This is a genomic window from Chloroflexota bacterium (assembly GCA_015478725.1).
Lineage (GTDB): Bacteria > Chloroflexota > Limnocylindria > Limnocylindrales > CSP1-4 > C-114.
In genome coordinates, this window is sequence record JADMIG010000005.1 from 119,163 (window position 1) to 145,386 (window position 26,224).

At 72.7% G+C, this 26,224-nt stretch carries 21 protein-coding genes; 7 read left to right on the forward strand and 14 right to left on the reverse strand.

Features of this window, described 5'->3' with window-relative positions; translation table 11 throughout:
• Positions 1-53: 53 nt before the first annotated feature.
• Positions 54-830 carry an IclR family transcriptional regulator gene (locus IVW53_06115; GenBank protein ID MBF6605141.1) on the reverse strand — a complete coding sequence of 259 codons (777 nt, stop codon included), beginning with the start codon at positions 828-830 and terminating at the stop codon, positions 54-56.
• Positions 827-2,269, reverse strand: a complete 1,443-nt coding sequence (locus IVW53_06120; GenBank protein MBF6605142.1) for an aromatic amino acid lyase — start codon at positions 2,267-2,269, stop codon at positions 827-829. Before IVW53_06120 ends, IVW53_06115 begins: the two co-directional genes overlap by 4 nt.
• Positions 2,270-2,405: 136 nt before the next feature.
• Here IVW53_06120 and IVW53_06125 point away from each other — a divergent pair, with 136 nt between their 5' ends.
• Positions 2,406-3,098 (forward strand): hypothetical protein, encoded by a 693-nt coding sequence (locus tag IVW53_06125; protein ID MBF6605143.1) that lies wholly within the window; start codon positions 2,406-2,408, stop codon positions 3,096-3,098.
• A 19-nt stretch (positions 3,099-3,117) separates the two neighbouring features.
• On the opposite strand, the gene IVW53_06130 is transcribed toward IVW53_06125, so the two are convergent.
• The 8 genes from IVW53_06130 to mmuM all read right to left on the reverse strand — a co-directional run bounded on the left by IVW53_06130 (position 3,118) and on the right by mmuM (position 15,017).
• Positions 3,118-4,737, reverse strand: coding sequence for a hypothetical protein (locus tag IVW53_06130; GenBank protein ID MBF6605144.1), 1,620 nt, complete (start codon positions 4,735-4,737; stop codon positions 3,118-3,120).
• A gap of 37 nt (positions 4,738-4,774) precedes the next feature.
• On the reverse strand, positions 4,775-5,611 hold the full coding sequence (locus IVW53_06135; GenBank protein ID MBF6605145.1) for a class I SAM-dependent methyltransferase: 837 nt from the start codon (positions 5,609-5,611) through the stop codon (positions 4,775-4,777).
• Positions 5,608-7,254 (reverse strand): hypothetical protein, encoded by a 1,647-nt coding sequence (locus IVW53_06140; protein ID MBF6605146.1) that lies wholly within the window; start codon positions 7,252-7,254, stop codon positions 5,608-5,610. The genes IVW53_06135 and IVW53_06140 overlap by 4 nt, the downstream gene beginning before the upstream one ends.
• Positions 7,255-7,339: 85 nt before the next feature.
• On the reverse strand, positions 7,340-9,055 hold the full coding sequence (locus IVW53_06145; GenBank protein ID MBF6605147.1) for a DUF2156 domain-containing protein: 1,716 nt from the start codon (positions 9,053-9,055) through the stop codon (positions 7,340-7,342).
• An 87-nt stretch (positions 9,056-9,142) separates the two neighbouring features.
• Positions 9,143-10,081: a hypothetical protein gene (locus tag IVW53_06150; protein ID MBF6605148.1), complete on the reverse strand. Its 939-nt coding sequence runs from the start codon at positions 10,079-10,081 to the stop codon at positions 9,143-9,145.
• A 126-nt stretch (positions 10,082-10,207) separates the two neighbouring features.
• Positions 10,208-11,074, reverse strand: coding sequence for an aldose 1-epimerase (locus tag IVW53_06155; protein MBF6605149.1), 867 nt, complete (start codon positions 11,072-11,074; stop codon positions 10,208-10,210).
• Between the two features lie 2 nt (positions 11,075-11,076).
• Positions 11,077-13,902: a phosphoenolpyruvate carboxylase gene (locus IVW53_06160; GenBank protein ID MBF6605150.1), complete on the reverse strand. Its 2,826-nt coding sequence runs from the start codon at positions 13,900-13,902 to the stop codon at positions 11,077-11,079.
• A gap of 89 nt (positions 13,903-13,991) precedes the next feature.
• On the reverse strand, positions 13,992-15,017 hold the full coding sequence (mmuM, locus tag IVW53_06165; GenBank protein ID MBF6605151.1) for a homocysteine S-methyltransferase: 1,026 nt from the start codon (positions 15,015-15,017) through the stop codon (positions 13,992-13,994).
• Positions 15,018-15,080: 63 nt separating this feature from the next.
• Here mmuM and IVW53_06170 point away from each other — a divergent pair, with 63 nt between their 5' ends.
• From IVW53_06170 to IVW53_06185, 4 genes are all read left to right on the forward strand, one after another.
• On the forward strand, positions 15,081-15,851 hold the full coding sequence (locus IVW53_06170; GenBank protein ID MBF6605152.1) for a CPBP family intramembrane metalloprotease: 771 nt from the start codon (positions 15,081-15,083) through the stop codon (positions 15,849-15,851).
• A gap of 107 nt (positions 15,852-15,958) precedes the next feature.
• Complete coding sequence (locus IVW53_06175; protein ID MBF6605153.1) at positions 15,959-17,125, forward strand: Re/Si-specific NAD(P)(+) transhydrogenase subunit alpha; 1,167 nt, start codon at positions 15,959-15,961, stop codon at positions 17,123-17,125.
• A complete protein-coding gene (locus IVW53_06180; GenBank protein MBF6605154.1) occupies positions 17,122-17,469 on the forward strand; it encodes an NAD(P) transhydrogenase subunit alpha in 348 nt (115 codons plus the stop codon). Before IVW53_06175 ends, IVW53_06180 begins: the two co-directional genes overlap by 4 nt.
• A gap of 15 nt (positions 17,470-17,484) precedes the next feature.
• Complete coding sequence (locus tag IVW53_06185) at positions 17,485-18,924, forward strand: NAD(P)(+) transhydrogenase (Re/Si-specific) subunit beta (GenBank protein ID MBF6605155.1); 1,440 nt, start codon at positions 17,485-17,487, stop codon at positions 18,922-18,924.
• 352 nt (positions 18,925-19,276) lie between these two features.
• Here IVW53_06185 and IVW53_06190 read toward each other — a convergent pair whose 3' ends face one another.
• The 3 genes from IVW53_06190 to IVW53_06200 form a co-directional block, all read right to left on the reverse strand.
• Positions 19,277-20,026: an alanyl-tRNA editing protein gene (locus IVW53_06190; GenBank protein ID MBF6605156.1), complete on the reverse strand. Its 750-nt coding sequence runs from the start codon at positions 20,024-20,026 to the stop codon at positions 19,277-19,279.
• A gap of 40 nt (positions 20,027-20,066) precedes the next feature.
• Positions 20,067-20,588 carry a cupredoxin domain-containing protein gene (locus IVW53_06195; GenBank protein MBF6605157.1) on the reverse strand — a complete coding sequence of 174 codons (522 nt, stop codon included), beginning with the start codon at positions 20,586-20,588 and terminating at the stop codon, positions 20,067-20,069.
• A gap of 106 nt (positions 20,589-20,694) precedes the next feature.
• On the reverse strand, positions 20,695-23,985 hold the full coding sequence (locus IVW53_06200) for an AAA family ATPase (GenBank protein MBF6605158.1): 3,291 nt from the start codon (positions 23,983-23,985) through the stop codon (positions 20,695-20,697).
• Positions 23,986-24,096: 111 nt separating this feature from the next.
• On the opposite strand from IVW53_06200, the gene IVW53_06205 reads away from it, so the two are divergent.
• The gene (locus IVW53_06205) at positions 24,097-25,071 is read left to right on the forward strand and encodes a hypothetical protein (protein ID MBF6605159.1); all 975 of its coding nucleotides are present in this window, start codon (positions 24,097-24,099) and stop codon (positions 25,069-25,071) included.
• Here IVW53_06205 and IVW53_06210 read toward each other — a convergent pair.
• Positions 25,046-25,702: an SH3 domain-containing protein gene (locus tag IVW53_06210; GenBank protein MBF6605160.1), complete on the reverse strand. Its 657-nt coding sequence runs from the start codon at positions 25,700-25,702 to the stop codon at positions 25,046-25,048. The two genes, IVW53_06205 and IVW53_06210, sit on opposite strands and share 26 nt — an antisense overlap.
• Positions 25,703-25,853: 151 nt before the next feature.
• On the opposite strand from IVW53_06210, the gene IVW53_06215 reads away from it, so the two are divergent.
• Positions 25,854-26,224 (forward strand): hypothetical protein (locus IVW53_06215; GenBank protein MBF6605161.1); only part of this gene is annotated, 371 nt, incomplete at its 3' end.

The window sequence follows — 26,224 nt, forward strand, 5'->3', positions numbered from 1 at the left end:
TTTCCACCGGTTGGGACCAGTACCTCCGTCCATGCGAGAAGGATCCATCCGGGTCAGCGGGGCTGGTCGGTCGCGAGGGTCGCGATGAGCGACGCCGCCGCCGTCTCGAGGAGCCGGCGACTCCGCGTGCGCCACGCGAGACCGCACCGTGTCGCCGGCCCGATCACCGCGAGCGATCCGACGATCTCGCCTTCCTGGAATATGGGAACGGCCACCGTCACGGATCCGGGAATGAGCTCGCCCTCGCTCGTCGCGCCCCCTGCGGCCACGATCTCCGCCAGTCCGTCTCGGAGGACGGCCTCGTCCGGCGTGTCGCGGCTCACCGGGACGAGCCCACCGCCGAGCACCTCGCCCAGGATCTCGACCGGGGCGAAGGCGAGGAGGACGCGCGACATCGCACCCGCGTAGAGCGGCGTCATGGCGCCCGGATCGAGTGCGACCCGGAGCGCCTGCGAGGACTCCACCTGATGGAGGCACACGGCGGAGAGGCCGATGCGGCGCATGACGAGCGCCGTCTCGCCCGTCTCATCGACGATCGCCCGGAGGACGGGGTCGGCGAGGCGGATGAGCCGCTCGCTGCTCACCTGTGTGCCGCTCCCGATCATGAGCCGGGGGCCGAGCCGGTACTGACCACCGCGCCGCTCGACGAACCCGAATTCGACGAGGGTCCGCAGGTAGCGATAGACGCTCGAGAGCGGCGTCTCGAGGAGGGTGCCCAGCTCGTCAGCCCGGACCTCGCCACGGTCGGCGACGGTGAGGAGGAGCCGAAGGCCACGAGCGAACGAGGTGTCCTCGGCCGCTTCCTCGGGCGGGCGATCGCGGGCCGTCATCGGGCGAGTCGCTCCGGCGCGAACGCACCGCTCGCGACGATCGCGACGAGCGCCTCGAGGTCCGGCACCGTCCGCTCGGCGGTGAGGTACGGGACGACATCGCGGATCACCGCCGCGGCCCGTCCGGTCCCGATCCCGCGCGGGCCGATCGCGCGGAGCTCGGCCGCCTGGGCCGCCACCGCGAGCTCGATCGCGACGACGCGCCGGCCGAGATCGGCCATCTCGGCGAGCCGCCGCACCGAAAGCGGCGCCATCGTGGTGCGATCCTCGATCCCCTCGGCATGGGCGGTCGAGACAAGGTCGTGGGAGACGGGCGTCGCGATGGACCGCGCCTCAGCCGCGAGCGCCTGGCTCGCGATCCCGAGGTATGCGAGTCCGGGCTCGGCCCCGTCCGACGTCGCGACGAGGCCGGTCGGCAGCCCGGACCATGGGGTCTCGAGGAGCTTGACCGTCCGTTCGCTCGAGGAGCTGAGCGCGGAGGCGAGAGCCGTCCGAAGGTGGTCCGTCGCGAGGACGAGCGGCAGGACCTCGTGGTTCGCGACGGAGATGAGGCGATCCTCGTCCACGACGACGATCGGGTTCCCCTGCGACGCGTTGAGCTCGATCGCGAGCTGGCCCTCCACGTGGGTGGATACGTCGCGGCACGCTCCGAGGATGTGCGGCAGGTTGCGGAACGTGAGCGGGTCCTGTAGCGATCGCGCCCGCGCGTCCTCCCAGATGAACGAACCGGCGAGGAGCATCCGAAGGCGGTCGAGCTCGGTCCGCAGGCCGGGATATGGGCGGACCCGGGCGATCGCCGGGTGCAGCATCGACGGGTTCGCGGCGAGTGCCTCGAGGCTCATCGCTCCGGCGGTCGTCATCGCGTCGAGCAGATCGAACGCGTCCGTGACCGCGAGTGCGGCCCATCCGGTGGAGAACGAGTTGCTGCTCACGAGGGCGAGACCCTCCCCGGGGGCGAGTTCGACGTCCGCGAAGAGGTCGATCGCGATGTCGGCCATCTGGGAGAGGTCCGCCTGGCCCACGGAGCCGAGGATCCGGACGATCGGGGTCCGGCCATCCTCAAGAGCCGCGACGAGTCGCTCCGCGAGCTCTGGCCGAACGCCCACGATACCGCTCGCGAACCCGTTCGCGAGCCGCAGGATCGTCGCCCGGACGACGTCCGGTGGCGCCGGCGGCCCCTGTCCCACGAGATGATGCCGGATGATCCGCCGCGACAGCTCGCCCGCGGATCCAACGTCCACCGCGACCCGTTTGAGAACGCCGACGGCGGTCGTGAGGCCGTAGACCGGATCCTGGCGGGCGAGGGCGTGGTCCACGACCGTCCGGGCGGCCGCCATACGCTCGACGGCCGCCGGTGCGAGCCGGACCGGCGCCCCGCTTCGCGCGACCCTCACCACGTCCCCGCGGGTGAGATCGCTCCCGGTCAGGACGACGGTCACGGTGAGCTCCGATGATCGCTCATGCTGACGGCCAGCCTAGACGCTCGACGGTGGGTCTGGCCAGCCTGTCCCCCCGGACCGCAGCGCTTCCGCGGGCGGTGAGCGCGATCCCGAGCGGGTGCGGTACAACGTGACGATGCAGCCCCGGACCGCGGTCCAGCTCGAGGTCGCCGCTCACCGTGCGTTCGCGTCCGCGCTCGAGTGGCCGGGCTGGTGCCGCAGCGGCCGCGACGAGGCGACCGCCCTCGCCGCCCTCATCGCCGTCGGACCGCGCTACCGGACTACCGTCGGCCGCACGGCAGCGGATCTCACGACCTCGGACGACACGAGTCGCTTCGAGATCGTCGAGCGCACCCCAGGCACCGCGACGACGGACTTCGGAGCCCCGGGCGTGCCCGCCTCGACCGACGATCGACCGATCGATGCCGCCGAGCTCGATCGACTCAGCGGCCTCCTTCGGGCGTGCTGGACGGCGTTCGACGCGGTCGCCGTGCGCCACGCCTCCGCCGTCCTGCGGAGCGGGCCACGCGGCGGCGGACGTGTGCTCGCCACGATCGTCGACCACGTCGACGGCGCGGATCGCGCCTACCTCGGGGCGCTCGGCGGGGCGCACCACCTCGCCGACGATGTCGCCGCGGCGACCTCAGCGACCCAGGCCCTCCGAGCGGCGTTCCTCGCCACGCTCGTCGATCGCGCCAGCCGCGTGCCGCCGCCGCCGAGCCGCCGCAGGAATCCGGTCTGGAGCGTCCGATACGCGATCCGGCGGTCGGCCTGGCACGCGGTCGACCATGCCTGGGAGATCGAGGACCGGGTGACACCCGCGCCCTGAGCGCGTCCCCTGGGCATGCTCAGGGACGAGCGATCCGCAGCAGCCAGATGCCGGACGCGGCATCGGCGAGGATGGGGACGATGCGGATGGAGCCGACGACCGTCGGTCGACTCACCTCGAGGACAGCGTAGCGACCCCCGCGACCGTCGACCGTCGCGTCGTGGAAGACCCACTGGCCCGGGCGGAGCAGCGTCGCCGGGTCGGTAGCCCGGAAGGCGAGGAAGGAATCGCCGATCGCCGGCAACGGGACGCCCGTGTCGGCGACGATCCGCCACAGCTCCGCCCGCGGTGCGATGAGCCGGGCCGCCGTCGGGTCGACGAGCGGCAGCTCGACGCCGGGCGCGACGACCACCGCACCCATCGCCCCGGCGAGGATGGGCCCGAGACGCGGCTCGACGAACTCGAGATGGGTGCTGGCGGTCCGGGACGCGGCGAGTGGCTCGTCGATCTCCGCCCGACCGATGACCGACCAGGCCAGGACGAGGGCCACGGCGATGCTGATCCCGGCGAGCGCCGGCTTCCGGAGGCGATCCGCGACCGAGTCGCGACCGAGGAGCGTACGGGCACGGCGCCCTGCGAGGCGGACCAGCCACCCCGCGCCGACCGCCGCCGCGAGCCGGAGCGCGACGTCCGCCTCCTCCCAGTAGCGATCGGAGACGTAGACGCCGCGGACCGCGAGCAGCGCGAGCGTCACGAAGACGCCCGCGGCGAGCGTGACGATGGCGGTCGCGAGGAGCCAGCGTCGGGACGCCGCGAGCCCGCCGATGCCGACGATCGCGAGGACGAGCGTCGGGACGTCGTGGGCATAGTGAGGGACGACCAGGCGGCCCCAGAACTCGCGGAGAGCGAGTGGCCGCAGGCCCGGATCCACGATCGCGGTGTAACTGGCCGGGACGCCGGCCCAGAAGAGCGGCTGCCCGGTGAGCAGCCAGTCATGGAGACACATGACGGCGAGCGCGAGCGCGCCCCCGATGACGACCGGCACCAGTCGGCGGATCGCGGCCACTCCCTCACCGCTGGTTGCCGCGGTGCGATGTCGCCCGAAGCCGCGCATCCCGAGGACGGCGATCGCCACAGCGGCCGCACCGACGAGCCAGAACGTCTCGATCCTCGCGAGCGCCGCGAGGAGCACGGCGCTTCCGACGAGCCACGGCCGCGGCGATCCGCGATCGAGTGCCCAGGCGGCGATGAGCCACCCGGCGAGCGCCCAGACGAGGGAATTCGCGTGAGCCACCTCGACGAGGAGCTCGGGCCAGCCCACGAGCGCGACGACGGCGAACGCGGCAGCGGCGGGCAGGCCGATGCGGAGCATGATGCTCGTCGCGAGCCCGACAGCGAGGGTGAAGACGACGATCGTCTCGAGGGTCAGGGCGGACCATGCGCCGGTCAGCCACCACGTGATGCCATAGACGATGGTGAGGAGCGGCTTCGGCGTCGTCGTCACCATCGCCTCGAGCTGACGCCCGCCGACGAGGTGCTGGAAATAGACGACCGACGCCGCCGAATCGGAGTCGTTCATCGCCGGGCCGAACGGCCGAAGGACGACGAGGCAGACGAGGAGCGTCGCGAGCATCGCTCCGCCGACCACGATCACGCTCGCGTCGAGCGGCCTCCGCGATCCCCCGAGCTGGAGCGTCATCGAGGGACGGGCTGGAAGGGCCGGTCGACGACCCGACTCACACCGGGGCGGCCGATCCCCGATCGGCGCCGCGGACCGCACGGATGTAGACGGACGGTCCCGGAGCGAGCGGGCCGAGCGGACCCTGGAGCCGTGCCTCGACGGCGGTGAGGAGGTGCGTCGGGACGTGCGCCTTGAACCACGGGGAGCGGAACAGCGAGACCGTGCGCGTCGCGTCGGCCGTGAGCCCCGCCTCGGCAAGCTGGCGGCGCACCGTTCCCGGCTGGTGGGCGAAATGGCTGTCGCGATATTCGTGTGATCCGCGACCGAAGGGCGACCACGGTTGGCGCCGAACGAGATACCGGGCGATCGCCAGGGCGTGCCGCCGATTCGCGAACTCGACGATGAAGACCCCGCCCGGGCGGAGGACCCGGCGGACCTCGCGGAAGAGCGGCTCGGGATCGCCGAGATGGACGAGCAGTCGGATCGCGACGACCGCGTCGAACGTCGCGTCCGGGAACGGCAGCCGGGTCGCGTCGGCCTCGACGACGCGGATCCGCGGGTCGGCGCCGACCCGCTCCCTGGCTGCCGCGAGCATCTCCGGTGAGGCGTCCGCGAGCACGACCCGCTCGAACGCCCGGTATTCGTCCACGAGGCGCCCGAATCCGGCGCCGATGTCGAGGATCTCGACGCCGGCGAGCGGCAGGAGCGCCCGCAGGGCGAGCCGATCGCAGCGGTCCTCGTAGTCGCGGGCCGGCCAGAACCGGTCCCGGTAGCTGAGGTCGTACTCCGGAGGCGCGTCCGTCGTCGCCCGTTCAGGCGGCGGAGGCGCCGCGGCGGCCGTTGTCGCGGCGGCCGCTGTCGGGCGGTCGAGCTCGGTCATGTCGGTGGTCACCGGCTCCCCGTGAAGACGCCGAGCGTCACCTGGCGCGCGGCGAGCATGGACAGGACGGCCGGGATCCCCTCCCGGACGGCAGCCCACGAGTGGCCGAGCGGCGTCGGCAGGATCGCGACCGACACCCCGTTCGCGTCGAGCACCTTGGCGAACGCCGTGATCTGCGCTCCGTAGAACGTGTTGCCCGGGTCCGCCGAGAAGGCGACGAACATGGACGATCGTACCGCGGCCGGGAGGTTCGCGACGATGTTGATCGGCGACAGCTTCGCCTCGAGCACGGGATCGTTGTTGAACGGGCGATATGCGGTCGGGGTCGTGGACGTGCGGATGCCGGTGACGAAGTAGCCGCTGAAGATGATCGCCGAACCGAACACGTCCGGGTGATGGGTGAGCGCCGCCGCCGCGCAGTAGCCACCGGTCGAGAAGCCGAGCAGCGCCCGCGCGGCCCGGGTCGGGATCGTCCGCAGGTTCGCGTCCACCCAGGCCGGCACGATCTGGCCGAGGTAGCGGTCGAACCACTCCTTGCCGTCGTAGCTGTCGGCACACTGGCTGTCGGCGTACGGTCCACCGTACTGGTCCACGAACACGACGATCTCGGGCGGCATGGCGCCGGTCCGGATGAGGTCATCGAGGATCGACGTGAAGTGCATCCCCTGCTGCCAGGCCCACGCCGGCTGATGCGGCTCGTAGATGACCGGGTATCGGGCAGTGCTCTTGTCGTAGCCCGGCGGCAGATAGATGTCGATCGTCGCGTGTTTCGTCAGGCCGCCGACCCACGGCGCCGCGAGCGCGACCGAGTACACCCGTCCGCCGCCGGTCGGGGGATTCGCGGCCCACGGACGGGCGGTCGAGAGCGCCCCCGCCGTGACGAGCGAACCCGGGACCGGACCCGGGACGAGGTCCGCCGGTGGCACAAGCACGCTCGCCCGGGTCGAGGTGGGTCCCGACGATGCGCCGGCCGCGGATCCCGTGGCAGAGCCCGGAACGAAGAGGCCCACCTGGCCCGGCGCGTCGCGACGCATGTGGACGTCCGGGGCGAAGTTCATCATGTCGCCGAAGATCGGGATCGCGATTGCGAGGAGGACGGCGGCGAGGATCGCCGCACCGACCCTCGGGAGCGCGCGCCGCCGACCCGTCCGATCGCGGACGAGAGAGCCCGCGGCGGCCGCCACGGCACGGATCGCGCGTCGGACGTCCGCGCCGAGGACCGCGGCCGCCCAGCCGACGATGAGGGCGGCGACAACAAGGGTGAGGACGGTGAGCGTCCAGCCGAGCGGGTCGAACACCCCGTCGGGCGGCTTGGACTTCAGCGCGGTGCCGCTCTCGTGGCGAAACGTCTTCCAGAACCCGGCGCCCACGGCGGCGGCGGCGGTCAGGGTGGCGACGATGAACCGCCCGCCGGCGAGCGAGACGATGGCGCCCGCCACCGCGCCGGCGGTGAGCGCACCGATGAGCGCTGCCCGGTCGGGATCGAAGCCCATGACCTGGAGGGTGTTCTCCGTGTCCGCCATCGATCCCGAGACGTAGAGGAGGGCGACGGCGACGGCAGCCACGGCGACCCCGATGACGGTCGATCGCTCGGACACGACGATGCGGCGGAGTCGCGTGGCGACCTCGCGGGGGCCGATGGGATCCTGGGTCATGAGTGGCGGGCGCTCTTCCTGATCGTCATGCGTCCCTTTCAGTCCACCTGAGATAACCCTGAGCCGCAACCGGCGAGGGATGAAGTCAGGATACGATTTCGTTAACCGAGCGCCGACGACGGAGGGGCGCCAGGAGCGCGCCGATCGCACCGCCGAGCCGCCCGTCGCTGCTCAGATGGAGTCGGACGAGCGCGACCGCCACCGCGAGGACGTCCCGGCGATGCCGGATGGCGATCGATCGCTCGATCCAGACGGGATCGAACTTCGCCTTGAAGAACGCGAGCCCGTCGATGTCGTACCAGCGTCCGACGGCCTCCGCGGCCCACCTGATGGACCGTTCCTCGATCGGACCGGCGTCCGAGCGCAGGCCATGGATCGGGGCGAGGCCGAGGGACAGCCGCAGGGCCCCGGCCGCGCGGAACCCGAGTGCCGCCTCGGCGATGCACGCCTCCACCGCGCCGGGCACGCTGCCGGCCCGACGACGGATGAGGTCGAGGACGAAACCGCCGTCGGCGCCGGTCGGGCGGAACGTCACGAACGCGATCGGGAGGCCGGCCGGATCGAACGCGACCGCGAGCGGCACGGTTCGGATGTCCGACGGCCGGAAGGCGCCGATCGTGAATCCGAGCTCCGGTCCGGCCGCGACGCGCCATGCGGCATCGATGCCGGCGAGCTCGGACCCGATCGAACCGGCCGTTGCGTCGTCGAGCCCCTCCGGGAACCACGCGGTCGAGCCGCCGTCACGCCGGAGCCGGGTGACCGTGTGCCGGAGGTTGGCCCGCCGCGAGCCGGCGAGGCTGAAGGTCGTCAGCTCGACGATCGCCTCCTGGCCGATCCGGAAGATCCGTCCGAAGCCGGCCGCTCCGAGAGCGTCGCGGGCGTCCACGGTGGCCTGGTACACGGTGACGATCCAGCCGGCCCTGCGAGCCGCGGCGCCGAACTCGCGGAGGACCTCAATCCAGCGCTCGGGCGGTCCGATCGGGTCGCCGAGGATGACGACGGTCCGGCCGGCCCGCGCGTACACGACGACGCAGTCCCCGGACCGGGCGACGAACGACCGCATGCCGGGCCGCCGCTGGAACGGGAGCAGCGCGCCGGTCCCCGACGCCGCGATGACCGCCTCGGCGGCGCCCGCCGACCCCTCGCCCACCGACCCCTCGCCGCCGGACGCGCTGGGGGCCGGCCGAAGGATGCCGATCGCCGCGATCGCGACCGCCACTCGAGCAACCTGCGGGAGCATTGGCACGGCGTCGGCGATCGGTCCGAACGAGCCGAGCCCGAGGAGGACGAGCGCGACCGCGACCCACCGACCCCAGCCGGGAGCCCCGCCCACGTCATCGTGGCGGCCGCTGACGAGGAACCCGACGACGAGAACCGCGAGGACCGCGACCCCCAGGTCCGCTCGACCGGCCACACTCGAGGGCAGGTCCGCGAGGACCGCGAGTGCGACCACGACGAGGGTCATCCACCAGGCCAGGGAGTTGCCGCGGGCGATCCCGACGGCCAGCGACCAGAGGGCGACCGCGCCGAGGATCCGGAGGAACGCCGGCGTCAGCGGGGCGACAGGTGTCGTCGGGACATCGACCGGTGGGCCGAGCGCGGACCACCCGAGGGCCGCCGCGAGGACCGCGACGCCGAGCAGACCGACGGTGACGACCGCGCCCACGCGCACGGATGTGCGGAGGATGTTCTTCGGCCCGACGCCAGCGGGCCGCTCAGGGATCGAGAAGCTCGCCGTGCTGCGCCTCCAGTCGGCTGGGGCCGGGATGATAGCGCGACGCCGGCGATAGGCCACGGTCACCGTCGGGAGGCAGGACGCGTCTGACGTGGAAGGACCCCCGGCCGAGTCGTTCGATCCGGGGGTCCCTTGGGTGAGTGGACGGTTCGGTCAGCCGCTCGTCGAAGGTGACGCGGGCGCCGCCGACGAGCCCGGGGTAGAGGAGCCGTTCCCATCGTTGTCGCCGGGCCGATGGCCCATGGCGGGTCCGTCCTTGCCGGGCCCGGGACGGGTGTTGTTCACCTGGTCGGTGGCGTGCTGGACGAGCTCCGCCTTCTCGGTGTCTGCCTGAGCCTGGGTCATCGTCCCGGCCTTGACCGCCGCGTCGAGCTCGCTCTGGCCGTCGGCCACGAGGGCGGCGATGACCGTCGCCGGATCGACGTTGTGCGCCTTGGCGATCGCGGCGAACGTCTGGCCCGTGCCGAGGGCGGTCGTGAGATCGGACTCGCTGATCCCGATCGCCTTGGCGACCACCGAGGTGTCGCTCACGGCCTCCTGGTGCCGGAAGCCCGGGCCACCCTTGCCGGGTCCGGGGTGGCTGTTGTTGACCTGATCGGTGGCGCGCTGGGTGATCTCAGCCTTCTCCGCGTCGGCCTGGGTCTGGGTGATCCTGCCGGCCGCGACCGCGGCCGCGAGTTCGCTCTGATCGTCGGCGACGAGGGCGGCGATGACCGACCCCGGATCGACGTTGTGCGCCTTCGCCACCGCGGCGATCGTCTGGCCGCCGCCCAGCGCTGTGGCGAGGTCTGACTCGCTGATCCCGATCGCCTTGGCGGCGACCGCGAGATCCCCGATGTGAGCGGTTCCTCCGCCCGCGCCGCCGTTCGTCGTACCCGGCGCGAACGAAGCGGTCGCGGTGGCGACCGCCGGCGCGGTCGGCGAGGCGGTGCTCGACTGCGCGCTGGCCAGCGCCGGGACGAAGACCGCCGCGCCGACGGCTCCGCCGATGAGGATGGAGCCGGCGATCATCGCCGCGGTCTTCGCCCGTGCCGCCTTCCGCTTCACGGCCGGGACCGGAGCGAGCTCCGGGATCTGGTCTTCTGGGGTCATTCGTTGCCTCCTGAGCGGCCGCGAGGGTCGCATGCGGTTGTGACGCAGCCGACTCTCGGGGAGGGCACCTTTCGGATGGGTTACGCCAGGCGGCGGTCCACCGCCAGTGCCACCGCCAGCGCGCCGTCACCGCCATCGCCATGTCGTCACCGCGCGCAGGCTGCCGCCCGGTTCGAGGCGGACGAGGCCGGTGCCCGTCACGCCAGCCGCCGCGAGCGCCGCCGCGTCCGGCCAGCCGGTCATCGGTTCGACGCAGACGGCCGCGCGGGGCGTGTAGACGACCACCGTCGAGACGGGTGGCATGAACTCCATCGTGAGGGTGAGGTCCGGCCACGCCAGTCGGACGGGAGACGCGACGTCGACGTAGACGGTGTCGAGACGACGGTCGGCGAGGGCCGGGCCGGCCCGGAGGTCCGAGTTCGCATCGACGGCGAGCCGGCGCCCGGTGGGGATGAGGTCCGTCGTCAGCTCGAGCGCCTCGCTCGCCGCGACGGTCACGGCGATGTCACCCGTGGCGGGCCTCCGGAACCACGGATGCCAGCCGAGCGCCGCCGGCATGGCGACGACGTCCGCCCGGAGCTCCGCGGTCATGGTCAGGTGCCCGGCAGTGAGGCGGATCGACTGGCGCGCCCGTCCGCCGAACGGCCAGCCAAGCGGTCCGAGCGCGATATCGAGGTCGACGCGGCCATCGCCGGCCTCGGTGACGCTCCACGGGCGGCCGAGCACGAGGCCGTGGAGCGCGTGGCGGCCATGGTCCGCCGGCAGCCGGTGGATTCGACCGTCCCACGCGAGCCTCGCCTCGGCCATCCGGCCGACCCATGGCGCCATGAGGAACGATCCCCAGTGGACGCTCCGATCGTCCGGGGCAGGCGAGCCGACGAGCCGCTCCTGGCCGCCGAGGACGAGCGACGCGAGCCGACCGCCGGCGCCGATGTCGACCACGGCGACAGCGTCTCCACCGGGAGCCCGGAGCTCGACCTGGGACGGGACCACGATCAACCGGTCGTCTGCAGGCCGGCGGCGATGCCGCCGAGCGTCGCGCCGACGAGGCGCCGAAGGAGCTGTTCCTCCGGTTCGCCCGAGCGGGTCGATCGAAGCCGGCCGAGCAGATCCACCTGGAGCGACGAGAGCGCGTCGATGTACGGCGAGCGGAGGGCGATCGACCGGGCGAGCGCCGGATCGTCGGCGAGGAGCCGATCGCGGCTGGACAGCGCGAGGATCGCCCGAACGGACCTCTCGTATTCCGTGGCGATCTCCGCGCCGACCGCCCGCGCCTCCGGCCCCTCGGAGAGGGCGAGATAGCGCTCGAACGTCGCGATATCCGTCCAGGCGAGCGAGATCTCCGCGGCGTCGAGGAGCGAGGCGAAGAACGGCCACACCGCCCGCAGGGCCCGGAGCCGGGCGAGGCCCTCCGGCCCGCCGGCGGCGATCGCCTCCCCCAGCGCGGATCCGATCCCGTACCAGCCGGGCAGGTTGACCCGCACCTGCGACCAGGCGAAGACCCACGGGATGGCCCGCAGGTCCTCGAGTGCGGCGGATGCGGCCGCCGGACGCGACGCGGGACGGGACCCGAGGGCGAGCCCGGCGATCTGCCGGATCGGCGTCGTCTCGGCGAAGACCCGCAGGAACCCCGGCGATCCGACGAGATCGAGGTAGGCCCGCAGGGCCCGGTCGGCGAGGTCGGCGAGGATCGGCGCTCCGTCGACCGCAGCCCGGTCGACCGCCGTTTCGTGGGTCGGGCTCGATGCGAGGAGGGTGGCGGCCGTGATCTGCTCGAGGTGCCGGCGGGCGAGGTCGGGGCTGCCGTAGTGGGCGGCGATGACCTCGCCCTGTTCGGTGAACTTGAGCCGCCCGGCGACCGAACCGGCAGCCTGGGCGAGGATCGCCCGATCGGCCGGCCCTCCCCCGCGGCCGATCGACCCACCCCGGCCGTGGAAGAGGGTGAGGCGCACGCCGTGGCGACGAGCCGATCGGATGAGGCCCTCCTGAGCTCGATGGAGGAGCCAGGTCGCGGCGAGGAATCCCGACTCCTTCGACGAGTCCGAGTAGCCGAGCATGACCTCCTGCCCGTCCGGACGGGTGTCGAGGTGACGGCGGTAGCCGGGATCATCGAGGAGGGCGTCGAGGATCGCCTCCGCATGCTCAAGTGCCACGGCGGATTCGAGCAGCGGCACGACGTCCAGGCTCGGCGTCCCGGGCGGGAGATCGGCGAGGGCCGTCGCGGCCCCTGGGACGATCGACGGGTCAGCGGCCCGTTCGGCGAGCTCGAGGACCGCGCGGACATCCTCGATCGACGTGGTGAACGAAACGACATAACGGCGGCAGGCATCCTCGCCGTGGCGGGCCTGGATGCGGGCGATCGCACGGAACGTCGCGATCACCTCGCCGAGGGTCACCCCCGGGGCGATCTCGGTTCGGAGGTCGACCTCGGCGCCGGGGCCGTGGCGGGCGGCGAGCGCGGCGAGGGCCGCCCGATGGACCGCGGCATGCTGGCGGATCTCGAGCGACGCGAGGTGGAATCCGAAGGTCGCGACCTGCCACCGCAGCTCGGCCACCTCGCCCCAGGCGACGCGTCCGAGGCCATCCGCGCCGAGCGCTGTCTCGACCACCGTGAGCTCGGCATCGAAGGCGGCCGCGTCCGGGTAGCGGCCGGTCCCGGGTCCGGGCTGTGCGGTCAACCCTGCCCGCGTCCGCCGAAGTCGCTCGCCCATCGCCCCGAATCGCTGGCGATACGGCTCGTTCGGGAAGCGCCGGGCGAGCTGACGGGCGGTGTCGGGCAGCTCCTCCGCGTCGCGGGCGAGGGCGCGCGCGAGTCCGGGATCGACACGATCCGGTGCGACCGCGACGGCGATCGTCTGCATGAGACGGGCTGTCACCGCCTCGTATCCGCGAAGGACGTGGTCGGCGTGGATCCGGATCGCGTGGACGGTCGCGTCGGCCGTCACGTGGGGGTTGCCGTCGCGGTCGCCGCCGATCCACGAGCCGTAGCGGAGGAACGGCCGGATCGCGGGCGGCCGCGCGCCGGTCCGGCCGGCGTCGGTGGCCACGGCCGGCGCGGCGGGCACGGTCCGCGCGGCAGGATCCCGCTCCGCGAGGGCGGCGCACGCCCGGTCGTACGCCGCGTCGAGCGACCGATAGAGCCGCGGAGCGGACGTGAAGAGCGACTCGTCGAAGAACGCGAGACCGGCCCGCACCTCGTCGAGCGGACTCGGTGCCACGGACCGGATCTCGGCCGTCCGCCAGAGAATGGAGATCTCCTCGCGGAGGCGGCGGCGGGCATCCGCGTCCTCCTCCAGCGTGGCCCGCGCATCCTCGAGTCGCCCGAGCAGGCGGCCGATGCGACGGAGCGCCACGAGGAGGGTTCGACGCCGAGCCTCCGTCGGGTGCGCCGTCAGGACCGGCGTGACGGCGAGCTGTCGGAGCGCCGGCCCGAGCGCGCCGACGCCGTCGTCGCGGACGAGCCGGAGCAGGGCCTCGTCGACGGAGCCGGGAAGCGGCGCCGCCGTGCGGCGCGCTGCGGTGCGGAGGCGACGCGTCCGGTCACGCTCCTCGGCGAGGTTGACGAGCTGGAAGTACAGGGTGAACGACCGGGCCACCGTCTCGAGCCGCTCGAGATCGAGTCCGGCGATCTCCGCGGCGACATCCCTCGCGGCACGATCGCGGGCTCCGGGATCCTCCGCGCGGCGAGCGAGGACGAGGCGGCGGCGGGTCCGTTCGACGACGTCGAAGAGCTCCCGCCCGCCCTGTTCCGCGATGACCTGGCCGAGGAGCGCGCCGAGGAGCCGGATCTCCCGTTCCAGGATGGCCCGGCCGCCGCCGATGCCCGGTCCGGCGGGTTCCGCGGCGACGGCCGGGAATCGTCTCTCGCGGCGTCCCGGCAGCCGGCGCGATCCTGGGCGGCCCGGTCGCGTCACGATCCGCCCGCTGCCGGCGACGGTCTGTCCACCACGGCAGCGATCCCCGCGATGGTCGCCGGGGTGACGCGGCAGCAGCCGCCGACGAGCCTGGCGCCGGCCGTCACCCACCGACGCGCCGCCGCTCCGTCGACCCGCGAGGACGGCGCCGCCGGCACCGCCTGCCACTGCCCCGCGACGGGATCCCATCGCTCGCCGCTGTTCGGGTACACCACGAGCGGCCGATCCGTGACCGAGCGCGCACGGGCAAGGAGCTCGTCAACGTGCTCGGGCGCCGTGCAGTTGACACCGATCGCGATGACCCGCGGTGACGACTCGGCCAGCGCGAATGCGTCCTCGACCGGCGCGCCGCCTGCGAGACGCTCGCCATCGGCGCAGGTGAAGCTCAGCCAGCCGGAGGTCTCGAGCTCCTCGAACAACCCGACGAGCGCGGCTCCCTCCTCGAGCTCGGGGATCGTCTCGCAGGCGAGGACATCGGCGCCCGCGCCGGCGAGGACCGCCATCCGGGGAGCGTGGAAGGCGCGGAGGTCGGCGGTCGAGAGCCCGTAGCGGCCTCGATACTCCGAGCCGTCGGCCAGCGTCGCTCCGTACGGCCCGACGGAGGCGGCGACATATCGAGCGACGGTCGCACCCGCCGGAGCCGGGCCGCCGGTCGCACCCGGCGGAGTCGCACCGGCGGCGACCTCGTCCGCGCAGCGGTGGCGAGCCTCGTCGGCGAGGCGCACGCTGAGCGCAAAGAGGTCCCTCGCTGCCGCGGCGTCGATCCCCCGTCGGGCGAACCCCGCGAACGACGCCTGGTAGCTCGCCGTCGTGGCGACCCGAGCTCCGGCTCGATAGAAGGCGAGATGGGCCCGCACGATCGCGTCCGGATCCTCGACGAGGAGCCTGGCCGACCACAGGGCATCGCGCAGATCGGCACCCTGCGCCTCGAGCTCGGTCGCGAGCCCGCCGTCGAGGACGATCGGGCCCTGGGTGACCGCGAGGCCGAACGACCGGCCGCCGTCAGCCCGATCGATCGACATCGCCCGTTCGCCCTCCTGTCCGCCCTGAGCGTCGGAGTGTAGCCGCGGTGTAGTCTCGAAGTCGTGGACACGTCCCCCGCCGGAGGCTCCGGGCCGATCTGGTGGCGCCGGCTCGGCCGGGCATTCGTCGCCGCCGCACCCCACCCGGGAGTCGCCGTCGTGACATCCCGGGATCGGGCCACGATCCGGCTCGCCGGCCTCGACCTGCCGATCCGCCCGGCGATCGCGATCGTCGCCACGGTCCTTGTCCTCCTCGCCGACTACCACCGCAACTTCCTGCCGGCGGACATCCTCTTCAGTCGCGACCCGGCGGCGATGCGGACGGTCGCCCTCGAGCGGCTTGCGCTCTTCGGGATCGTCCCGCTCGCCATCGTCGTCGGCCTGTTCCGCGACGATCCGCGACGCTACGGCCTCAGGCTCGGCGACTGGCGAGCGGGGGTCACCCTCGCCGGGATCGGCGTCGTCGTCCTCGCCCCCGTCGTGATCTGGCTCGGCCAGCGACCGGATTTCGGCGCCTACTACGCTCCGAGCGCGACCGGCGCCCCGGACCTCATCCTGACGAACACCCTCGATCTCGGGGCTGCCGAGTTCCTCTTCCGCGGCTTTCTCATGTTCGCCCTCCTGCGGACGATCGGCCCGCTCGCCATCCTCGTTGCGGCCGTGCCGTTCGCGTTCTCGCACCTCGGCAAGCCGGAGCTCGAGACCCTCTCCGCACTGTTCGGCGGCACCATCTTCGGGTGGCTCGACTGGCGGACCGGCTCGATCCTCTACAGCGCGGCCGCCCACGTCGCGCTGCTCACGCTCGTCACGCTCGCGGCCGGCGGCCGGATCTGACGTACCCGTCGAGCGGGCATGGCCGACGTTCGTCGATCCCACCGATTAGACTGCGCCCCGACACTCGAACCAACCCACGGATCCCTCTTCCCCAGGTGGTGGTGCCCATGAAGGTCGGCGTCGCCAGGGAGACCGCGGCCGGTGAACGGCGCGTCGCCCTGGTACCCGAAGCGCTCGGCAAGCTGACGGCGGCCGGGCTCGAGATCCTCGTCGAGGCCGGCGCCGGAGCCGGTTCTTCGATCCCCGACGCGGCATATGCCGACGCGGGCGCCACGATCGTGACGACGAATGCGCTGTACGCGACCGCCGACGTCATCCTGCGGGTCCAGAAGCCGTCCGCGGCGGAGGCGGTCAGGCTGCGATCCGGGCAGACCGTGATCGGTCTCCTCCAGCCGCTGCTCGATCCGCACCTCATGGCGGCGCTCGCGGCGGCGGGGGTGACCGCCATCAGCCTCGACGCGCTGCCGCGGACCCTGAGCCGGGCGCAGACCATGGATGCCCTCTCGAGCCAGGCGAATGTCGGCGGCTACAAGGCAGTCCTCATCGCGGCGAACGCGTACGGGCGGTATTTCCCGCTTCTGACGACCGCCGCCGGCACTGCCAAGCCCGCCAATGTCCTCATCCTCGGCATCGGCGTGGCCGGCCTCCAGGCGATCGGCACCGCGCGGCGGCTCGGCGCCGTCGTCAAGGCGTACGACGTGCGCGCGGAGACGAAGGAGCAGGCCGCCAGCCTCGGCGCGCAGTTCCTCGTCCTCCGCTCCGTCGCCGACGCGTCCGGGACCGGAGGCTACGCGCGCCAGCTCACCCCGGAGGAGCAGGCCGCCCAGCAGGCCGAGCTCAACGGCCACATCGCGGCCATGGACATCGTCATCACGACCGCCCAGGTGCCCGGACGGCGTCCGCCGCTCCTCGTCACGGCAGCGGCGGTCCACGGCATGAAGGCCGGGTCGGTCATCGTCGACATGGCGGCCTCCGCGCTCGGCGGCAACGTCGAGCTGAGCCGGGCGGGCGAGACGATCGTCACGGACAACGGGGTGACGATCATCGCCCCGGACAACCTGCCGGCCACGATGCCCGCCGGCTCCTCGATGTTCTACGCGCGGAACATCGGCGCGCTCCTGCTCCACCTCGTGAAGGACGGAGCGCTTGCCTTCGACTTCGGCGAGGAGATCACCGCCGGGACCGTCATCACGCACGGCGGCGCGGTGGTCCAGGAGGCGACGAAGAAGCTGCTGCAGCCGGCGACGCCGGCCGCCGGAGGTGCCACCGCATGAGCCCCGAGCTCCTCAACTCCCTGGCGATCTTCGCCCTGGCGATCCTCGTCGGGTTCGAGGTCATCAGCAAGGTCCCGGCGACGCTCCACACGCCGCTCATGTCCGGCGCGAACTCGATCCACGGCATCGTCCTCGTCGGAGCGATGCTCATCGCCGCGGACGCGAACGACCCGCTCGCCTACCTCCTCGCCTTCGTCGCGATGGTCTTCGGGGCGATGAACGTCGTCGGCGGCTACGTCGTCACGGACCGGATGCTCCAGATGTTCCGCAAGAAGCCCGTGACCCCGAAGGTCGCCGCCGATCCGGAGGGCGCCCCCGGGTCCGTCGGCGCCCCCGGCGCGTAGCCCAGGACCGCGCCGATGTCCCAGGAGTGGATCACCACCATCGCTTATCTCGCGTGGCTCAGCGGGGCCGCGTGCTTCGTCCTCGGCCTCCACCAGATGAACTCGCCGGCCACGGCCAGGAACGGGAACCGGCTCAGCGCCTCCGGGATGGCGATCGCGGTGGTTGCCACGCTCGGCTGGCTCGCCCTCCGTCCCGGAGGCATGAGCGCCGCGGCCTGGATCATCATCGTCGTCGGCTTCGCCATCGGCGGTGGAGCCGGACTCTACGCCGCGCGGAACGTGAAGATGACCGCGATGCCGCAGCTCGTCTCGCTCTTCAACGCGGTGGGCGGTGGGGCGGCGGCGCTCGTCGCGACCAGCGACTTCATCCGCCTCTCGAGCATCGGCGCGGACCTCTCGACGACGATCTTCGTCGTGCTCGGAGCTGTCATCGGGTCGATCACGTTCAGCGGCTCGCTCATCGCCGGCGGCAAGCTCCAGGGACTCATCGCCGGCAAGCCGATCCAGGTGCCCGGCGGGCGGGCCGTGACAGTGGCGATCGCGATCGTCGCGGTCGTGGGAACGATCGCCCTCATCCTCGACTCCGCGGGCAGCCTGAGCCTCGGCAGCGGGGCGACGGTCGTCGTCCTCGCGGTCGTCGTGGCGGCGGGACTCGTCTTCGGCATCACGATGGTCCTGCCGATCGGCGGTGCGGACATGCCGGTCGTCATCAGCCTGCTCAACAGCTTCACCGGGACGGCGGCGGCGATGGCCGGCTTCGTCATCGGCAACCCCGTGCTCATCATCAGCGGCGCCCTCGTCGGCGCGTCGGGCGGGATCCTCACGAAGCTCATGGCGGACGCGATGAACCGCTCCGTCCTCAACATCATCGCCGGCGGCTTCGGCGGCGGCGAAGGCGTCGTGTCGGCCGTCGTCGGCGCGGGAGGATCGGTCCGCGAGATCACCGCGGACGATGCCGCCATCCAGCTCGCCTACGCGCAGCACGTCATCGTCGTCCCGGGTTACGGCCTCGCCGTGGCCCAGGCGCAGCACCAGGTCCGCGAGCTCGCCGAGCTCCTCGAGTCTCGCGGCGTCGACGTGAAATACGCGATCCACCCGGTGGCCGGGCGGATGCCGGGCCACATGAACGTCCTCCTCGCCGAGGCGAACGTCCCGTACCCCCAGCTCAAGGAGATGGAGGAGATCAACCCCGAGTTCGACCGGGCGGATGTGGCGCTCGTCGTCGGCGCGAACGACGTGACGAACCCGGCTGCCCGGCGGCCCGGCTCGCCGGTCTCCGGCATGCCGATCCTCGACGTCGACCACGCGAAGTCCATCATCGTCATCAAGCGCTCCATGGGTCGCGGCTACGCCGGCATCGACAACGAGCTGTACGCGGACCCGAAGACGGGGATGCTCTTCGCGGACGCCAAGGACGGTCTCCAGGCGCTCGTCACCGCGGTGAAAGCGGTCTGACCCGGCGGTGGCGCGGCGCCTGAGCTCGTCCGCCTCCGTCAGGTCGGTTCCGGGTGGCGGATCCTGCCAGATGCGCATCAGGCGGGCGCTGGTCCGGCCGATCGTGCCAGATGCGCTCCAGGCGAGCGTTCGCCACGTTCGCGAGGCCCACCTCCCCGACGCCACGCTCAGCCACGGGCCCGGAGGATCGTCGGGGCCGACGCCGCGGTGACGAGCGCCCACCTGGTGACCATCTGCCGGTTTCCGAACCGCCCACGACGTGCGGACCGCCCACAACGTGCGGACCGTCAGCAACGACCCGTGGCGCTCGCCTGCCTCCCTGCGGCGGTGCCGGGCCTCGACCCGCTGGCCTTCAACCGGCCGATGGCTCGTCCAGGACCTCGACGCGGATCCGCTTGTTGATCCGACCCTTGCTCTCGTAGCCGGTGACCCGGATCGTGCCGACCTCCCGCGTGTTCGCGACGTGGGTGCCCCCGTCCGCCTGGAGGTCGAGCCCCACGATCTCGATGGTCCGGATCCGATCGATGCCCGCGGGCAGGAGGTTGATCTTCGTCCGGATGAGATCGGGGATGGCGAATGCTTCGTCACGCGGAAGGATGGCCACCCGGACGTCTCGCTCCGCACGAAGCTCGCGGTTCACGGTCTCCTCGATGGTCGCCACGAGCTCGCCGCTCATCCGCTCGAACTCGAAGTCCATCCGGCCCGAGCCGGGCTCCATGTTGCCGCCGGTGACCTGCGCCCCGAAGTCGCGCCACACGACGCCGCACAGGGCGTGGAGCGCCGTGTGCGTCCGCATCAGGAGGTGACGTCGGGCCCAGTCGAGCTCGACTTCGAGGAGATCGCCGACCGCCGGCGGATCGTCCTGGCCCAGGTCGAGGAGGTGGACGACGTCCGATCCCGCCCGGCGGGCGCTCGCGACCGTCCAGCGTCGTCCGTCGACGGAGCGGAGGAACAGTCCCCGGTCCGCGGGTTGGCCACCACCGCCCGGATAGAAGACGGTCCGATCGAGGACCACGAGGGACCGATCCGCCGGATCGATCGAGAGGACGCGCGCCTCCACGGACCGAGCGTAGGCGTCGATCGCGGCGATCGAATCAGCCACCGGCGAAGCCTCCGATCCCGAGAAGCGGGTCCCGATCCGGCTACTTGACCGTCAGCGTCCCGGTCATGTTCGGATGGACCGTGCACTGGAACGGGTACGTCCCTGCCGCCAGCGCCGGCACGTCGTACGTCGTCGTGATGACACCGGTGACGATGGCACCCTTGAAGGCGACGCTGCCGTCCGCCTGCTTGATCTCGATGTTGTGAGGGACGCCGGGATCCTCGTTGTCGAACGTGATCTGGAAGGCCTGGTTCGCGGGGGCCGTGAGGTCGGCCACGACGAACGCGATGTTCTGGGCCGTCTCCTTGATCGCGGTTCCGCCGCCGCCGCTGCTGGCGGGGGCGCCCGCCGACGATGCCGCGGACGGCGAGGCTCCGGTCGAGGCCCCGGCGGATGCTCCCGCGGATGGAGCGGCTGAAGCAGCCGGCGACGGCGTCGCCGGCGGGGGTGGCGCGAAGGTCCAGCCGGGTGCGGCCGTGCTCGTGCATGCCCCGGCCGCCAGGCCGATGGCGAAGGCGAGCGGGAGGAGTCGGGCGGGGCGCAGGTTCACAGATGAACGCATGTCGTCGATCAACCTCACAGGCGGGCGGTCGGGGGAGGAGGCGGACTCCGGGCGACGCAGGTCGATGGGTTCCGCGCTCACTCTACCGCCCGCCGCAGCAACGCGTTCAGTTCCCGTCGGTGATGCCGAGCCGGATGGCGACGGCAGCAGCCTCGACGCGGCCGGAGACCGCGAGCTTGGCGAGGATGTTCCCGACGTGGACGCCGACCGTCTTCTGGCTGATGAACAGCCGCTCGCCGATCTCGCGGTTCGTCCGGCCCTGGGCGATGAGGAGAAGCACCTCGCGTTCGCGCGGGCTCAGCCCGAACGGATCCGGGCGTCGAGGCGACGGGTCCCCGATGAACCCTCGAACCAGGTCCGAGATGGGCCCGGGCGTCGTCCGGATGGTACGTTCATCGCGGGCGAGCAGGGCGCTCGTCGCGGCGGCCCCGATGTGGGCGAGGGCGCCCCCGACGGGCGCGGCGGTGGTCGCCGACCCGGCCGTCCGGGTGCCGGCGAGAGACGCCTGGCTCGCCTCGTCCTCCGACTCGGATGTGGCCGCGAGACGGATCAGGGCCCTGCCGGCGAGCTCGATGAGGGTCCGCTGGAGCGGTCCCGCACCGAGCCCGACGGCGATGTCGTAGGCCTCGATCAGCGGCTCCCGAGCCTCCGATCGATTCGACCGCGCATCTCGACCGCCGCCGAGGTACGCCTCCGCCTGATGCCAGCGGGCCCGGGCGACCTGGTACGGCTCGTGCAGTCCGGCCCAACGATCGCCGACCGCGGCCCAGACGGTCGGGTCGTCGCGCCCGTCGAGTCGCAGGCGGAACGCGCGGGCCGTCGCGATCGCCGCATCGGCGGCCCGGCGTGAACCGATCGTCCTCGCGACCCCCGATCCCTCGACCGCCGCCTCGGCTTCGCTGAGGATGTCGCGGCCACGGGTCCTCGCCGCGGCGATCGTCGCGAGGTCTCTCCGGCTGCGTGCGTCGAGCGCGATCGCCGCCTGCACCTCAAGCGCCGTCTGTGCCGTCCGGGCGATGAGGACCCAATCCTCGGTCAGACGCGCGGCGGTCCACGCCCGCTCACTCGCCCGTCGCGCATCCCCGACATCGGTCCGCCAGAGGGCGTATGACGCCGCGGCCAGGTACACGGGGACGGACGACTGCGCATCGGGGACCACCTCCACCTCCACGAGGAGCTGTCCGAGGAGCCGGCCCGCTGTGTCGCCGCCATCCGACTCGATCTCGACGACCGCGAGGTTGACGATCGCGTTCACGAAGTCCGCGCCGCTGAGGCTCCACTCGAGCGCCCGAGTGGAGAGCGATCGGCTCTCCGGCCAGCGGCCGAGGAGGAACAGCGATTCCGCGGCGTTGCCGCGGAGGAAGTTGCCGAACGCGGCCTCGAGGCCGGCCATGCGCGCCTCGGCGATCCCGGTCTCGGCGATCGTCACCGCCTCGTCGCGACGGCCGATGAGATCGAGCACCGTCGTGAGATTCGCGAGGACGCGGAACCGCTCCTCGAGGTCACCCCGCTCGATCGCCAGCTGTCCGGTCTCTCGCAACTGATCCACCGCCGACTCGGGGTCGTCCCCCCAGCCGAGACTCACGCCGAGAGTGGTGAGCACGTGCGTCTCGACGTCCGCGGCGTCGAGCCCGACCTCGCGGGCGATGCGAAGGGCCTCCTCGCCAGTCTGTCGAGCCTCCCGGAACGATCCGTCGAGCATCTGGACCTGGGCCAGCGAGGCGAGGACGAGGGCACGCTCTCGCGTGGACGTCCTGGGTGCGAGCTCCACGGACCGACGATGGGCGACGAGCGCGCCCTGTGGATCGCCGAGCGAGCGTCGATACCGGCCCAGCCGCTCGTGGAGCAGCGCCAGGCGAACGAGATCCCGACGCTCGTCGAGGCGGACGATCGCGGCCTCCGCGAGTGCGGCGGCGCGCGGCGCGCGACCGGCGGCGAATGCAGCCTCGGCGGCGCGCGCCAGCAGCCCCGGGAGGCCCTCGGCCGCCGTGGTGCCGCTCGTCAGGTCCGCGGTCCGGCCGACGGGCTCGACGAGCTCGAGGGCGAGCTCGAGGAACCCGAGCGCGTTCTCCGCGGCGCCGACCGCCTCGGCCTCTCCGGCCGCCTCGAGCGCGGTGGTCCGTGCGCGACCGACGTCGTGGGCGGCGAGCCAGTGACCGACGGCCGCGGCCGGACGATCGTGGAAGGCTGCCGCGAGCGCCGCCCGGTGTCGCCGCAGTTCGTGCGGCAGGAGATCGGAGGCGACCGCACGACCGATGAGCTCGTGCCGGAACCCGATGACCGGGATCCCGCTCGCCGCCGTCGACTCGACGACCCAGTCCGATCCGATCGCCTCCTCGAGACCGGCCTCGAGGCTCGGATCGAGATCGTCGGCAGCCCGGCGATGATGCGCCGGCGTCTGGCGCAGCTGGCGCTCGGTCGGGACATCGACGCCGGCGGCGATGATCGTCAGCTCGCGGCGGGTCACGGGACCCTCGGCGACCGAGAGGAGGCGCAGGACCGCGCGGCATTCAGGCGATCGACGCCTGAGGCGGGTGAGGACGGGTTCCTCGAGTCCGCCGGCTCCCGTGCCGCCGCCGCCGTCGCGACGCGCGAGCAGCACCTCCTCCGCCACGAGGGGATTGCCGCGCGAGCGCTCGGCGACGAGGAGGAGCAGGGCCGCGGACGGCCGCTCGCCTTCGATCCCTCCGACGAGCTCCGCGAGCTCGGGTCGATCGAGCGGGGCCAGGTCGATCCGTTCGGCCGGATGCGGCGTGGCGGCCATCGCTCCAAGGTCCGCGCTGAACGGATGAGGGCGGGTGATCTCGTCCGGCTGGAACGTGGCGAGTACGGCGAGGCGTCCGCGCCGCGAGATGCGGGTGATGAACGTCACGAGCGATCGAGTCGCCGGGTCGGCCCGGTGCAGGTCCTCGATCGCGAGCAGGACCGGCCTCCGCTCTCCGAGCGCCCACAGGACGCCGAGAAAGCGTTCGAGGACCCGCGTCTGTCGACGTTCCGGGGCGATGTGCGCGCTGTGGCCGATGGCGACCGAGCGCTCGAGGCGCGCCGACTCGACCGGAAACAGGCGGCCGAGCTCGGCGATCCCGGGACCGAGGATCGCGCCCAGGTCCTCGTCGTCCAGCGCGGCGAGCACCGGTGCCAGTCCGGCGACGACCGGGCCGTAGGGCGATTCCCGGTCGGCGGCGCGAACGGTGCCGCGGATCATCGTGAACGGATCGGTCAGCGACGCGAGGCGGAGGCTCGTTTCATCGAGCAGACGCGACGACCCGATGCCTCCGGAACCGGCGAGGAGGAGGGTCGTCGAGGTCCCCTCGCTGGCGTGCTCGAGGGTCGCCGCCACCCGGGCGAGCTCACGCTCACGGCCCACGAAACGGGCGCTCGTGTAGCTGCTGGGCATGGGCCCATTCTATGGTCGGCCTCTGCCGGGCGTCCTCATCCGACGCCCGCGCGCATCACCCGGTGAACCTGGCCGATCGCGCCGGACGCGCTCGCCGGGTACGCTCACGCGATGACGGAACCGCGCCGATCCGCCCACCCGGCGAACACGCTCAACGAGCTGCCTGGCGAAGAGTGGCTCTACTTCACCAAGTCCGTCTGGACCACCGCGTATCCGTCGGAGCTCGGCCACGCGCTCCGCAAGGTCCACGGGGCGAACAAGCCGCCACGTCTCATGGCCCGCCTCATCGAGTTCTTCAGCCGCAGCGGCGAGATCGTCCTCGACCCGTTCGCTGGCGTCGGTGGGACGCTTCTCGGCGCGGCCATCGCCCGGGGCCCGCGCCGGGCACTCGGCATCGAGCTCGATCCCCGCTGGATCTCGACCTACGAGAACGTCGTCCGAACGCTGTGCGCCGAACGGGATGGCCGGGGGCCGCTCCTCGTCGACCTCGGCACTGCCGATCCCGGCGGGGTGCGGTCGTTCGACCCGGCCGGCTGCGACCTTCGCCTCGGCGACGCCCTCGCGATCCTGCCGACCCTCCCGGATCGCTCGGTCGATGTCATCGCGACGGACCCGCCGTACAACGTCCAGCTCGCGCTGACGATGGCGGGCGGACCCCTCGCTACGGCGCATCCGAACCGCCGGACCGACTACGCGATGATCACGGCCGACCCCGCCGACCTCGCGAACAGCCCCGACTATCCGGCCTTCCTCGACCGGATGACGATCGTCCTCGGGGAGCTCCGGCGCGTCCTCCGCCCGACTCGCTATGCGTGCCTCATCGTGCGGGACGCCTACCAGGACGGTCGGTACTGGTTCACCGGTGCGGATCTTGCAGCCCGGGCCGCGGGTGTGGGGCTCGTCCCGAAGGGCGACCTCATCTGGTACCAGGCGGGGACCCGCCTGCGCCCATACGGCTACCCGCGATCGTTCGTCCCGAACATCGCCCACCAGCACATCCTCGTGTTCCGTCGCGAGGACGCGGGGGGCGCTCGTCGACGGGCGCGCCGATCGACCGAGGTCATGCCTCCTGGCCGCGGATCCTGAGGTAGGTCTGAAGGAGGTCGGGAGCGAGATCGTCCGTGGCCTCCGCGAACGAACGGTCCGCCGACGCGGCGCCCTCATCCACGGCGTCGTCGAGGGTCATCCTGTGGACCCAGCCGCGCCCGCCGTCCGGACAGAGCACGAGCCAGTAGGCGCCGGAGCGCTCGAGGAGCTGGACCTCGTCGCCCTCGTCGAGGGCGCCGATCTCGGACGAACGGAGCTCGTCGGGGGCGTCGAGGAGACGAACGACCCGGTACCGGATCCGGCGGCGTTCCCGGCCCTCGATCGGCCCGACGAGGCCGTGTTCGAACGACAGCCGAACCTCCGTCGATCCATAGCGGAGCGGGTCGGACTTCCGGGCCGCCATGAGCGACGGACGCCGCCACCGCGGCATCGCCAGCTCGTCGGCCGGGATGCCCAGGGTCGTGCCGGCGCCGCGGTTCGTGCCCATGCCCATCGCCGCATCGGCGCTCGATGTCGTCGCCATGCGTCGCGCGTCCGCGGCGAGGGCCTCGTCCGGCGCCGGCGGCAGTCCGTCGCGCCGCCGCTTGTTGAAGAAGAGGAACGCCATGGCGGCGGTCGTCGTCGTGGTCGTCGAGATCGCGGCGATGATCATCCGCTCGGTTGCCGGCATGCCCCCACCGAATCCGAGCCCGGCGATACCGCGGTCGGTCGGCGTGGAAGCCTGACCACCGCCGGTGGTCCCGGCCGGCGAACCGCCGACGCCGAGGATCCCGGACCCCGCAGCCGCGCCGCCATCAGCGAGAGGCCCGACGCCCGACTGCGTGCCGGCCGAGCCCGGCGAACCGGCCGGACCGCTGCCGCTGGATCCGAGTGTGCTGCCAGCGCCCGCCGGATTCGGTCCCGGACCGCTCGGGGTGGGACCCGTCTGTCGCGGCGGCTGGCCCGTCGTCGTGGCACTGGCCGCCAACGGCGTGGCCGACGGCGTAGGTGCCGGCGTCGACGACGGCGAGGCCGCCGACGGCGTGGCGGTGGGGATCGGCGCCGGCGTCGGGAGGACGGACGGGGCCGGGGTCGGCAGGGGGACCGGCGAGGCGCTCGGCGGTGGTGGTGGCGGCGGCGGCGGCGGCGGCGGCGGCGTGTTGAACGTGCAGCCGTTCGCGGGGGTGCACGGGATCGGGATCGGGGTGGGCGT